The organism is Eubacterium oxidoreducens (genome assembly GCF_900104415.1).
GTDB lineage: Bacteria > Bacillota > Clostridia > Lachnospirales > Lachnospiraceae > Eubacterium_C > Eubacterium_C oxidoreducens.
On record NZ_FMXR01000008.1, the window covers coordinates 12,555 to 25,304 of the forward strand.

Genomic DNA, 12,750 nt, shown 5'->3' on the forward strand with positions numbered 1-12,750 from the left:
CCCATAGCGGGGTGTCTTTTTTTTGTCCCAAAAATCAAAAGATGTACTTATATATAAGAAAAGGAGGATAAAAAATATGAATAGATTTAATGGAAACGTGTATCAAAATGAAATAGATTTATCAAACCCTGACTTTGATGCAAATAACGACCAATTGTATTTTGAACTTGAAAAAAATGGCGAAAAAATTTTATTAGGATTAAAAGACTTGTTGATTTGCTTGCGATTTGCAGAGCTAAAAGGCGAAGTAATGAAATTACCAACTTCATGGTGGGTTCAAATGCAAAGTTTGTATGGAAATGATATACTTCTTTTAGACGAAAGGAGCTATCATGATTGAGATTAAATACCACAAAGGCTTTGTACCAACTTACCCTGTAGATAAAAAATCATTTGAGGACAAAACACATAGGGAATTTCCATATGCACAAAAAGACAATTATTATGCACTATGTCCAATTTGCGAAAACCCTGTTATTTTGTTGGGCTTGAAAAAAACAATTTTGAACAAAAAGCCTCATGCAAGGCATACAAAGTATGATGTTGAGGGCATAAGTGATTTTGAGGAAATAAAATACGAAAAATGCCCTAATCACAAAAAAACTTCCAATTATATTTTGGAAACAAGAAATGAAACCGCAGAAAGCATTGAACTGTACCATTTGGCAAGAGAAAATTTTGATAAAATCATTTACTTGATTCGGCAACATCTTCCAATTATTATCTCAACAAATGATGCAAAAAAATTATTGAAATATTTTATAACGCACAAAGGTTGGACTTACCCTAATGCAAATGAACATAATTTGTGGTTGATGTTTTTTAGACACAATGCATGGAATTGATTTATTTGGAAAGTTAGTGAAAAAAGACACTACGCTTTATCAGTTTTTGCAACAAAATAAGTCGGTTCGTCTTGTAGATAATAATGATAATACAGCAAAAATTCTCAACAAAGATGGCTGTTTTGTTGATTTGAATTTAATTGTTACTAAAATATGGTATTCTACAGATAATGCAGATAATCTTATTAATCATTTTGAATATGTTGTTGGGGAACATGATAAATGGGGAACATATAATACTGTTTTTTTAGACACAAAGGACGTTGACTATTATCATTTTTCTCACTTAATTCATTCGACAAAAGCATATAAAAATAAGGATTTGTTAGATATTGCAAAAGAGATGATGCCTTTAAGGTAGTGGCTTAAACTTTTTAAGAAAATTTCCACAAATAATTTACGAAGTCTATTGCATTTTACTTGTTAATAGGTATATAATGTACTTACAAAGAAGGGTGAACCTCCACCAATAAGCGAGGAACGATAAAGATGGGTGAACGTCCACCAATAAGCGACGGACGATAAAGTTTGGTGAACCTCCACCATATAAGAGAGAACCGAAAACTGAGAGACGGTTTTAAACGTCTCTTTTGTAGAATAAATGATTTTTAATGGTGAGGTTCTACCTTAGTGAACATGAGCGTGGTCCTGCTTAGTGGACGATTCAAAATTGTTTGTTTGCCGGGAACGTATATCGGCATAATATAAAAGGTACGTAGGCAAATGTTTCCGCTACCCGATATGCGGATAATAAAAGGTCGGGATGCAAATGCTTGCCCCCGCTATATAAGCGGGGCATTTTTTTGGAGAAATTGATGTGATTGAAAGACATTTTTACTTTGTAAAAAACGAATTTTACAACGCCTTACCTAATTGTTATCTTATGGCAAATAAAGGCGGTGGAACAGAAAAAGGCGGTCGACCTTGTCACTACTGTTTTAAGTATGATGATTTGTTTTGGATGATTCCAATTTCTTCACAAGTAGAAAAGTATAGGCGCATATACGAAGATAAGATTGAAAAACGGGGACATTGTGATACCATAAGGTTTGGTTATGTAAACGGAGAAGAGAGAGCCTTCCTTATTCAGAATTGCTTCCCGATTACTGAACAGTACATTGACACAGAATATACGATTCAAAATGGCACAGTTCCGGTTACCATATCAGCCGACTTTTCTGATAAATTGGATAAGCTGATGCGTAAAGTAATTCGGATGTATCATAAAGGGATTATACTCCCATTAACAAAGATTGATGAAATTACAAAGTTTTTAGAGCCGTAAGCCCCACGGTTAATTCCGAATGAAAATGAGATTAGCCATTTTTATTTCGTAACTAATCACACAGTTGCGATTTTAAAAAACTAGAAGACGCTTGTAAAACATATCAAAAATAAAAAGTAATAAAGAGACATCTCATAATGAGGTGTCTTTTTTTTATGTCCAAAAAAGATTTTAAAATACTTATTTATTAGAAAAGGAGGAATCTATCATGGCAAATATTATTCCAATCTTCGCACCAAAGTACAGCACGGAGTCGTTTTTGCTTGCACAATACAAGGTTAAGGACGGAGAGAATATCATCAAAATCACAAAGGCAAAGCATATGCTAGGCTACGAATTTTCCATTGATGGCGAAGATGCAAGGCAATATCCGTTGCGTTCAAACGGAAAGATAATGTGCTACGAAGTGCCGATTTCCGCTTGCAAACGTGTAAAATAGCCTAAATTCGAAGTTTTGCGTTCTATCGCAATTAAGGAGTAGCGGTGGGCTGAATAACGCCAAAATAAGGCAAATACGAAGGCTAGGAAGAACCTTCAAGACCGCCTTTGGCAAAATGAGTAAAGAGAGTCAAAAAAACGGCTCTCTTTTTTATGTGTAAAACAGAGAAAATTTAGAAAAAACCTATACACATTGCACAAAAGGGGCTTGGAATAAGGCTTTTTAGGTCAATCCTCCAAAAAACAAACTTTGTACTTATGAAGTGAAGGGAATTATTTGTCCAATTTTAATTCCTTTCAAACTACTTAATAACAGAAAGGAGGATTGAATATGAGAATCAGCGAAGAATATCAGCGATTTGCAACACAAAGACTAGCAGAAGACAACTTCGGCATAAATGAAGCTCTTTTAAAACTTTTTGGAACAACCGAAGACGGAATTTTTCTTATCAATTACTTTGGACATGATGAAGAAGTTTTTGACAGACATTTTCCAGCGTCTACTTCAAAACTTTGTCCAAAAAGACCGTCTACATTAAATATTGGTGACGTTTCTTCCAATTATTTACCATACAAAAACATGATAATGTCACCTGCTATTTACAGATACTCTAAATCGCAAAGAAAATATTATCCAATTTTTTCAAACATGATGATGGTTGATATTGACGATTGGGAAGATGTCTATGAGAAAGAAGACCTCTTGTTGGCTTTTTATGAAAAATATCCATTTATGAGAGATTTAGAGCCATACGCAATTATTGCAACAGGCTTTAAGGGTGCTCATGTTTTGTTCCGCTTTGACGAAAATCTTTTGAAAAAGAGAAAGCAAAGCGAAAAGTTGCAAAAATTACTTGCAATTTTATTAAACGGAGATTTAAATCATCTTGGTCTTGAGGCAGCCTTCCGTATTCCATTTTCTTACAACTACAAAAACGGCGAAGAAAGACAGACGAAAATGCAAATCAATTCTGATGCAAAACCTCTGTCTGTTTATAATGCTCTTAGTCTTGCTAGGGCAATGTCTGATAAAGTTGTTTATGAAGAAACCAACGATATGGATTATGTGTATTATTTAGCAGATGAATATGCTCATTATTATTGCGATTATGATGAAGATGATAACCCAATTTTCCCATCGACTGTATTAAATGCAAAGCAAATGTACGAACTTCGTTTTGGCGAGAATTTAGATTATTCTATTGCCAAAAAGGTAAGATATGCTCCAAAAAGACATAAATCAAACCCAAATAGGTATAAAAAACAAACACATCTTAGCGTCCGTTCAAAATTAATTTTAAATGATGTTGAGCGTTGGCTTAGTTTGCAGAACTATGATATTAAGGGAAAACGTAATTTAACCTTATTCATTCTCGGCTTAATTCATGCCAAAATCGCAAGAACACAGGCAGAAGTGTTTGATATCCTTATGAGATACAATAATTCGTTAAAAGAGCCACTCAGAGCGTCTGAGGTGCGTTCTTTGGCAAAGTACTGTTTCCGCAAGCAACTTCATTATTCTCCAAAAAAGATAGCATCCCTCTTAGGTTATAGCAAGGAGTTTATGGAGTCTTCTCAAATTGCTTATACAAAGGAGCAGTCTTTTGAACTTTATCAAAACAGACAAGAGAGAGCGAAAAACAAGAGAAAAAACAGAACTTTTAAGGCAAAATCAAAGAATATTAATAAAATTATCAACATTTATAAAAAAATGGGTGACAGTGACAATGCAATTAAATACATGATGAAAGCTACTTCTTGGTGCAAAAAAACAGTATTAAAATACATTGTTGTCGCAAAAATTAAAATTGCATTCAAGGAAAAGAAAATCACATTTTTAAGAGCGATTTATGACTTGTCGCTTTATTTAGCATGGTCGTATAACGAAAAACTTCTTTTAACAGGCTGACAGGGTGAGAAGTGAATATTTTTTACAGCAGGCTAGGAAACTAGTCTTTTTGTCGTGCAAAAAATTAGAAAATTATGGATTCAAAAGCCGATTTCGGCTTATTTTTTTGCTCATTTTTGCTCAAAACAAGAACTAAATTATAAATCTTGGAAAAAATCGTCACGCCTTTAGAGAGAGGGGCTTTAGAGAGCTTTTAGAGTAGCAATGTAGAGAGGAGGTATATAGAGTATAGGCACTAGTATAGGGCACTAGGGTGTGTGCAGGGCACTAGGATATACCGCTATCTCTCTACCCACCTTATTTACGTAGTACTTATAGATTGAAGAAAATAACAGCCTCTTAATCTATAGAGGACAAAACAATAAGGAGGATTTGCAATATGGCAAACTTTACAACCGTGGCATTAAAGCCACACGAAGAAATCAAATGCACGGACAAGGAAAACTTCTTTGAGGTTCTTTCGTCCATTGAGGAGCAGGAGTACTACAAAGAAGTTCCGTGCGACTCTCTATCAGTTATTGGCAGAGAGAATGCCCCGCTTATTTATCTTGGAGAAGAAAAGCGGTATGGGGCAAATTACGAGGAGGACGTAAAAACGAACCTCTTTCGCAATACTCTTTCATCTACAGGCATTTTTGTAGATGAAATTGGAGTAGAGGAACGAGGTTTGTTCAGTCTTGCAAAAAGATGCGGTGCTCATTGCGAAATGGTAATGAATACGGAGTCTAGCAAGATGGTGGACGTTCTCCCTAATGAGCAAAGAGGAAAACTTCTTGCTCTTGGAGCATCACTTCACCATGATACGGTGAAAGTATTTGTTTCTAACGGAATGATTTATTTCGTTGGAAGTAATGCTTATTTACCGTTAAAGGTAAGCAAGGGAGTAAACCTCGCCCTTGATGTTTGCCAAAAAGAATTTGAAGATTCGTTCTTTAAGTTCGGCTATATCTCTCATGATATGGCAATGGTAGACATTGGGGTAGACTCAGACCTTCGTTTTGACTTCGAGGAAAGGCTCAAAGAAAAGAAGGTTATTGGGGCAGATTCAGAAGTATCATTCACTTTTCGAATGACTACTTCGAACATTGGAAACTACAAGATGGCTGCCCGTCTTATGGTTTCTATCGGGAAAGTGCTTATCCCAATTTCTAAGGAAAAGGGAATTAAGCATATTGTTACCAAAGAGAACCCTTGGACAAAGCTCAAAAATGAGTGGTCTAAGGTAGGAAGTCTTATCAAAGAATTTGAAGACGAGATGGAAGGACTTGGTAACACCGATATTAAGCATCCACAAGGATGTTTATACCATGCTTTGAGGGCAGTTAAATGCCCGACAAATGAGGCAATGGTTCTTGCTAAGGCATATTCGCCTAGTGGAGATGTAACAGCTATTGATATTTATTTGTCGGTTGCAGAATACGCAAACTCTTTGCCATATTCAGGACGTTTCTTGGACGCTCTTGAACTTACGGCAGGACTTGCAAAATCCAACTTCAAAACTTTCGACAAGGTTTTGAACGAGGATTAAGTAACTAGAGTCATGGATTCTTCTGTGGCTCTTTTTTTAGAAGAAAGGAGAGAGTAAATGGCAGAGTATATTGATAAAGAAGTCGCTTTTCAAATATGTATGGGCTCGTGGGATGCATCAGAAGCAGGTCATGACATTAAATACGAGCCGTCAGCAGATGTGGTAGAGCGAGCAGAATATGACAAGATGGTGCAATCCTTTAGGGATAGGAATGAAAACCTAAAACAAAACCTTATCAATACTAGAGATAGTTACTTTAAACTCGAAAAAGAAATAGCAGAGTTAGAGGTTAGGATTGATAAGGCTATTGCAGAAATAGATAATCAAGAAACGTGGCTCTTAAGTGCGGGATATAACGCATATAACGCTGACATTGCTTTCAGTGCAATTAGAAGGTCGTTGAAAGAGCCTTGCGAAAAAAGCGGCAACCATGCACATTGGATTGACAACCATAACGGCACTGTTTCTTGTAGTTATTGCGGCACATGGTTTTACAAGGACGAGAGGTATTCTTATATGCATTATTGCCCTTGTTGCAATACAAAGATGACAGAAAGTGAGGAAGGAGAATAAATATGCTTTATCTTTGCTACCCTGCATCAGGTAAAACATTCAATGCCTCAGATGCAGTTTTGGATTTAGACTCACACTCTTTTGCGACTCATAAGGGCTGGCAAAAAGAGTTTGTCGATGCCATTGAAGAAAACTTGCCAAAATACACTCATGTGCTTGCAAGTTTCTCTCATGAAATTGCGAGAGAATGTGTAAGACGAAATTTAGACTTCATTGCAGTTCTTCCACGCATGGAGTCTAAGGAAATGATGATAGGTCGCTATTTGCTTAGAGGTGGGTTTCATCATTTAAAATGGATAAAAAGAAGAGCCAAAATGTGGGAGGCTTCTTTAAATCCACAGGTGCTAGAAGAAATTTTGGACGGACGGAAAGTACAGTGGCTTTCAGAGTCGCATCCATATTTAGAAATAGAGGAGGAGTAAGATGGAAACTATATATCTTCATTTTACGGACGGTGTGGAGAATCATAACAAAGATTATATTATGATTCCTCACAAAGGCTATTTTATTGCCGAGTATGGAAGAACGGGTGCTCGGCGAATGTCTAAGAAATATCCTATGTCCTCATGGGATAAAATCTTAAGGCAGAAGTTAAGTAAAGGTTACAAGATAAGAGAGAATTTTGTAGCGGGTAAAACAGAGTCAAAAGCAGTATTTAAAAATGACTCTAAAATAGTTGTCAAGTGGTTAGAGTTCCTGCTTAGTTGCTCAAAGCAATTTATTAGCAGAAACTATCAAATTGACGCTTCAAATGTTTCCGACAAGGAAATTAAGGAAGTGTCTATGCTTCTTGACAAGCTAGAAGGTTGCTTGGTTAGTGAATTTAATCAGACGCTAATTCAGGCATTTGACATAATCCCTCGAAAGATGAGAAATGTCAAAGACTTTCTTGCAACAAAGGAAAGCGACTTTGACAAAATCATTCGCAGGGAAAGAAAGTATCTTGAATCTTTGGAAAACTCTTCAAAGGTTATCAACGACTCGGCAAGAGGAGAAGATATATTAAAGGGCATAAAGATTCGAGAAGCGAATAAGGAAGAAGAAGAACAATGCAAAAAGCATCTTAGAGGTTCATCTTCTTTGTTCAAAAGGGCCTTCGTTATCGAAAACGAGGTTCAAGAGCAAATCTATCAGGAGTGGAAAACGAGCCATGATGCAAAAGAAGTTTATTTGTATCACGGTTCAAGAACGGAGAATATTCTTAGCCTTATCCGTTCAGGCGGTCCAACTCTTGATATTAAAGGGGCGAAAACCACGGGCAAAATGTTCGGTTTTGGAAAGTACTTTGCTCCTGATGCAGGCAAAAGCCTTGGCTACACTTCTCTAATAGGAAGTAGATGGGCGAAAGGCGGTAGCGACAAAGGCTATTTGCTTGTAGTAAAAGTCGCTTATACCAATGCTCTCCATGTAAATAAGTGGGAGTCTTGGTGCAGTAATTTAACCCCAAGTGAGATGAAAAGAAAAGGTTATGACCTTCTTTTTGCTCACAAAGGGCAGTCTCTTTTAAGAGATGAAGAAATCGTTTATGACGATAGGCAAACTTCTATTGCCTATGTAATCGAAATGAGCCGGTAAAGCAAAGAGCCATCCTAATCTTATTTTTGAGAAAAGGGTGGTTCTTTTTTTATATTAAAAAATTTTACAGTTTTCTTTCACATAATTTTTCGTTACACGTCCTTATTAAAGTATTTTTACAAATGATGGTTTATGCCACTGCGTGAAAACAGCAAGTTCTTTTTGTGTAAAATTACCAAAAACTGACCATGCAAAAGCCCTGTTTATTAGCAAATTGATGATGATGTACTTATAAAGAAAAGGAGGATATATATTATGATGAAAACAGTTTTTAACGATTTACATGAGTTTGCAGAAAACGCAAAAGACGCGAAGGAGCTTAAGGAATATTTTTCGGAGATGACAAAACTTTATGAGATTTTTAAGGTGTTTGAAATTTTAGACATCTCTGAGTTTTTCTTAGAAATGGCAAGACTTCATTCTTACAAGGAATTTGAGTTTGCTGTAAATATGCTGAAAGAGAGTATGAAAGAGGAGAGTGGTCTTATTGACAAAAAGAATGGTATGTAAAGAGATTATGGAATCTTTATCAAGTTCATTTCCCGATAGTGGACAAAATGGGATTTATGCAAAAGCAGATATTTGCGATGCCATTATCTTGCTTTGTGACCATATCACAAAGAATTACAAGACGATTGAGCATGACGGAAGGAAAAGACGTTTTTCAGGAATTGCAAAAGAGCACGAGTATTTGAAAGTTTCTCGTGAGCTTACCGATACGATAAAACGTCTTTGCAAGTAAATGGTTGAACATTTAGTTTCAAATATATCGGGATTTTTGACAGAGCATTTAACACAAATGAACTTAGAGCGGTCTGTTTTTGTAATCATATTTATTTATATTATTTTTAGCATTGTCTATCGAATGTTGTTAAAAGGTTTTGGAGCAGATGTTTCAAATTCCTTATTGCAGATTCCAAGATTGATTGTATATGCCGTTTCTTTTTTTATTATTTTGACCTTAATGGCTTTTTACACAATCAAATTAGCGGATAACTTTTATCTATCTTTTGGTCAAATGGTTGTGGTTGTCATTATCATGTGTGTGCAGGGAAAAGTGCTGCAAAGCCATTTTGTGAAAGAACGTGCACTTTCAAAAATAAAGAAACGAAAAGAGGAGGAGACAAAATATTGGTAGAAGATTTAACGAAAATGGAGTTTGCTCTTGCCAAAAAGGAAAAAGAGGTTTGGAAACTTAGAGAACAAATTATAGAAACGTATCCGCAAAGCAAAATCAAAGAATGGGAAAATGATTTTTATGACTTCCAACTAGAAGTAAAAAATGATGTTGTTTACATTCAAATTCCACGGTTAAAAATCCGAAAACGCATTTCCAAAAGACCAACTTTTGAAGCCCCGTTTATTGATTTTTTGAAAGACAACAAGCCTTCTATTTGTTTTGATTTTTGGAATGAAAACGAGATGATTCTTATTTTAAAACAATACGCTCCGTCCTTTTTTAAAGATGGAGATAATTGTGAAACCAAATCCGCAATTGATGCTCTCACTTTTGCAGGGTATCTTAAGACAGATAATTCTTTGTATTTGACCATGATTATCTGTTCTGAAAAAGCGGATTTTACAAGAACAGACCTTATTTTATGTTCAAAAAAGACCTTTTTAGAGCAAGCAAGTGAGCTGTTAGCACGAAGATAACAAGTGTTAATAAATGATAAACAGTATAAAGCCTTGTTTGTTAATACATATTCGCACTTATTGAAAAGTGTTTTATAGGTGTTAGGAAAAGGTTTTGTAGACGAAAAGACGCGAAAATAATAGGTATTAGCACGAAGTTAAAACTTATTTGTTTTCACGATTACCCACGTGGGTAAAACGGGATTTTTTAAAAAGCCCATTTTCCCATGGTGGGTAAAGCCCTTAAAAACCCTTATTTTATTAGGGCTTAGGGGCAAAATACACATAAGGAAATTAGACGAGGTGGAGGGGAACAACAAACTGTCCTCTTTTCACAGACTGAATCCCCCCTCCACGTGTCGAAAGGAGTTAGATATGTTAGAGGAACGAGTGAGACTAGAGAGCCTAGTAGCGAACGCATTGCGAATCGCAAAAGTGAGTGGAGGCGTTATATCCAAAGAGGTGTTCATGGATATAGGGCGGCGAAAGGCAAACTATGTAAAAAAAACCGGAGACGAAATGGTGGCAAAACGTCTCGTTAAAACCCGAAGTGTTCCTCATGATGTAAATGCATACCAAATACTTAAGGAAGGAGCGAAGCGGTGCGAAGCTCTTGGCAGTTATGAGTCAGGAAGAATGAAAGTTTCCGCTGATAGAATTGAAAGACGCGTAGCTCTTTCCCGTCTTATCTACGAATGCCAACTTGCAGGAATTGCATATGACGATAAAGATGTAAATAGAGAAGATGTGAGCGAAGCGTTTTATACAGGACTCGAATTAAAAGGGGACATGGGAGGAGACGAATTAAAATCCTCTCGTTTTTTAGGAATGATAGTAAATCGTGAAACCGAAACTATCTATATGTTTTACCCTCTCCTTTGTAATGGAATGCATAAACGAGGAGAGCTAAGAGCACGAGAGTATTTGCTGAATAAATTTAGGGCGAAGCGAACCGTAAATATCCTTTTCACTCGAAAGAAAGAAGAAATCGAAACATTCATTTCTCAGGAAGCATGGGAAAATGATGCAGGATTTGGCACACGCTTTATTGACGCAACCTTTTGGATTGTTACCGACTATCGAGAGTTAATGGAACTTCTTGAGAAGAAGAACGGAGAAAAACTTGTAAAATTCGCAAATGAAAAAGGTTTTAAAACCATCTATAATGCCGTGCCACTTTCCGTAGAAGTCATTAAGAAATTAAAAGAAGGACCGCTAGAATGCGTAGCCTGTCAGGAAGAATATGTAAACTGCTTAAAAACCATGAGTAAAAACACCCGCTTCGTGTTTGCGAAAACCGATAATTTGCTAGGAAAGGACGTAAGAGAGCTGTAAAAGGCTCTCTTTTTCGTGTCTAAAAAAGAACTTGGAATACTTATATATTAGAAAAGGAGGAAATATTTATGATAGAAAAAGATTGGACAACAACACTACTCGTAGCCATGCTGAGTGAATTTATGTATGACGAAAATGAGGATTTGCTTTATTTGGAGAGCCTTTTCCATGAAGACATAGAAAATACTGTTAAAGTTCAAAAAGGCACAGGCACGAATCGGAAAAAGAGATTTGTCACCGCACACGAGAGATTGTGTAAATACTACTTTAAGACAAAAGACGAAAGAGTCATCGAAGAAGCCTTGAAAATTTCAGAAAAGTATAAAAACACATCAAAGGACGCAAGGGCACTTTACGATTATAAAAATGGAATATTGGAAAAAATAAATGAGGAAGGCGTACTTTACTTCACCTGTGCCTGTTTGGAAGTAGAAGATAAAATGGTGCAATTTGAAGATTGCGGGGATGCCATGAAAAACATAAAAAACGTAAGAAATGCATATGCTAGGTTGACAGAGAGGATTTTCACCGAACTCGAAGAATGGGAATACTTTATGAATGGCACAAAGAATGTCAGAAAAGACGGTATTGGACGAAGCCTTTTAAAATGGGCGTATGGCATGGAGCAAGTGGGAAATGGCGGTTATTACGAAATAGACGAAATGGACTATATCGGAGTTACCACCACTATGATAGGAACGTATCGTTGCTTTTTGGATATGCCAAATATCCCCGTTGATGAGATAGTGCAAAAAACTCTCTATACCTATATTGGCAATTTGGTAGCAGATGAAATGAATAAGCAGGGTGAAAGAGACTTGTATCCGCAGGCAAGTAGAATTGTCAGAGAAAACGCCTCCGTAAGAGAAGCAATCGCTCATATTGGTTGGTCGCTTTGCTATTATATTCTGCTAAATTACACAAGAGCATTAGAAGATAATCGGGTAAAAGAAAAAGAAGTTGCCATAAAGCTAACGAATGAGCAAGAAGACGAGTATAAAAAGAGATTAAAAGAAAAGGATTTAGAAATTGCCCGCCTGAGAAAAGAACTTGAAATCAAATCCCATACCAAAATGGATGAAAAGGATTTGGAAATTGCTAGGCTTAAAAAAGAACTGCTAAAAGAATCTCGTAAAGAGAAAGATGCAAAAGAAATTATTGCTCCGCAAAAAATCTTTGCAAATGAGGAACGCCATATTTGCTATGACAAAGAAGAGGAGCTCTATGAAGGCGAAATCTCTCAGCTAGTCGGAGAAATCATGGAAGAATATGCCAATAACGCAAAAGATAGCCGAAAGAAAGATGTTGCAGAGCACTTGGCAAAGTTAAATCCGCATGAAGAACTAACTCTAGCAAAAAAAGAAATCGACAATATCTTTTCAGGCAATTCAAACCTTGATGCAGGAATGATAAGTAGACTTGAAAAGCTAGGCTTTACCGTAGTAAAAAATAAACACTATAAATTAAAGTACTATAACCAAGATAAATACACGATAGTTATGGGTTCGTCCACTTCTGATTATCGAGCAGGGCGAAATATAGCATCCATAATAAAGGAAAAGTGCTTTTAATTTGTTGTACTTATATAACAACAAATAATAATTACCTCGAAAAGTAGAGGTACAAG

The 12,750-nt window shown here is 36.1% G+C and carries 16 protein-coding genes; all 16 read left to right on the plus strand.

Going from position 1 to position 12,750, the window contains the following annotated elements:
* The first annotated feature begins 76 nt into the window (after nt 1-76).
* Nucleotides 77-340 carry a hypothetical protein gene (locus BLS20_RS05245; RefSeq protein WP_090172989.1) on the plus strand — a complete coding sequence of 88 codons (264 nt, stop codon included), beginning with the start codon at nt 77-79 and terminating at the stop codon, nt 338-340.
* Entirely contained in the window at nt 333-845 is a 513-nt protein-coding gene (locus tag BLS20_RS05250) for a P-loop NTPase family protein (RefSeq protein WP_090172990.1), read from the plus strand. The genes BLS20_RS05245 and BLS20_RS05250 overlap by 8 nt, the downstream gene beginning before the upstream one ends.
* Complete coding sequence (locus tag BLS20_RS05255) at nt 832-1,206, plus strand: hypothetical protein (RefSeq protein ID WP_090172992.1); 375 nt, start codon at nt 832-834, stop codon at nt 1,204-1,206. The genes BLS20_RS05250 and BLS20_RS05255 overlap by 14 nt, the downstream gene beginning before the upstream one ends.
* A gap of 456 nt (nt 1,207-1,662) precedes the next feature.
* Nucleotides 1,663-2,130, plus strand: coding sequence for a type III toxin-antitoxin system CptIN family toxin (gene cptIN / locus BLS20_RS05260; RefSeq protein WP_090172994.1), 468 nt, complete (start codon nt 1,663-1,665; stop codon nt 2,128-2,130).
* A 208-nt stretch (nt 2,131-2,338) separates the two neighbouring features.
* The gene (locus BLS20_RS05265; protein WP_090172996.1) at nt 2,339-2,569 is read left to right on the plus strand and encodes a hypothetical protein; all 231 of its coding nucleotides are present in this window, start codon (nt 2,339-2,341) and stop codon (nt 2,567-2,569) included.
* Between the two features lie 330 nt (nt 2,570-2,899).
* Nucleotides 2,900-4,477: a hypothetical protein gene (locus tag BLS20_RS05270; RefSeq protein ID WP_090172998.1), complete on the plus strand. Its 1,578-nt coding sequence runs from the start codon at nt 2,900-2,902 to the stop codon at nt 4,475-4,477.
* A 379-nt stretch (nt 4,478-4,856) separates the two neighbouring features.
* Nucleotides 4,857-6,005: a hypothetical protein gene (locus BLS20_RS05275; RefSeq protein WP_090172999.1), complete on the plus strand. Its 1,149-nt coding sequence runs from the start codon at nt 4,857-4,859 to the stop codon at nt 6,003-6,005.
* A 57-nt stretch (nt 6,006-6,062) separates the two neighbouring features.
* Nucleotides 6,063-6,578, plus strand: a complete 516-nt coding sequence (locus BLS20_RS05280; RefSeq protein WP_090173000.1) for a hypothetical protein — start codon at nt 6,063-6,065, stop codon at nt 6,576-6,578.
* Between the two features lie 2 nt (nt 6,579-6,580).
* Nucleotides 6,581-7,000, plus strand: coding sequence for a hypothetical protein (locus tag BLS20_RS05285; RefSeq protein ID WP_090173002.1), 420 nt, complete (start codon nt 6,581-6,583; stop codon nt 6,998-7,000).
* Nucleotides 7,001-7,061: 61 nt separating this feature from the next.
* The gene (locus BLS20_RS05290; RefSeq protein ID WP_176762300.1) at nt 7,062-8,153 is read left to right on the plus strand and encodes a PARP domain-containing protein; all 1,092 of its coding nucleotides are present in this window, start codon (nt 7,062-7,064) and stop codon (nt 8,151-8,153) included.
* A 255-nt stretch (nt 8,154-8,408) separates the two neighbouring features.
* Nucleotides 8,409-8,663, plus strand: coding sequence for a hypothetical protein (locus tag BLS20_RS05295; RefSeq protein ID WP_090173006.1), 255 nt, complete (start codon nt 8,409-8,411; stop codon nt 8,661-8,663).
* On the plus strand, nt 8,641-8,895 hold the full coding sequence (locus BLS20_RS05300; protein ID WP_090173008.1) for a hypothetical protein: 255 nt from the start codon (nt 8,641-8,643) through the stop codon (nt 8,893-8,895). Before BLS20_RS05295 ends, BLS20_RS05300 begins: the two co-directional genes overlap by 23 nt.
* On the plus strand, nt 8,896-9,291 hold the full coding sequence (locus tag BLS20_RS05305) for a hypothetical protein (protein WP_090173010.1): 396 nt from the start codon (nt 8,896-8,898) through the stop codon (nt 9,289-9,291).
* The gene (locus tag BLS20_RS05310) at nt 9,285-9,809 is read left to right on the plus strand and encodes a hypothetical protein (protein WP_090173012.1); all 525 of its coding nucleotides are present in this window, start codon (nt 9,285-9,287) and stop codon (nt 9,807-9,809) included. Before BLS20_RS05305 ends, BLS20_RS05310 begins: the two co-directional genes overlap by 7 nt.
* A 168-nt stretch (nt 9,810-9,977) precedes the next feature.
* On the plus strand, nt 9,978-11,123 hold the full coding sequence (locus BLS20_RS05315; RefSeq protein WP_176762301.1) for a hypothetical protein: 1,146 nt from the start codon (nt 9,978-9,980) through the stop codon (nt 11,121-11,123).
* 68 nt (nt 11,124-11,191) lie between these two features.
* On the plus strand, nt 11,192-12,694 hold the full coding sequence (locus BLS20_RS05320; protein ID WP_090173016.1) for a hypothetical protein: 1,503 nt from the start codon (nt 11,192-11,194) through the stop codon (nt 12,692-12,694).
* The last annotated feature ends 56 nt before the right edge of the window (nt 12,695-12,750 follow it).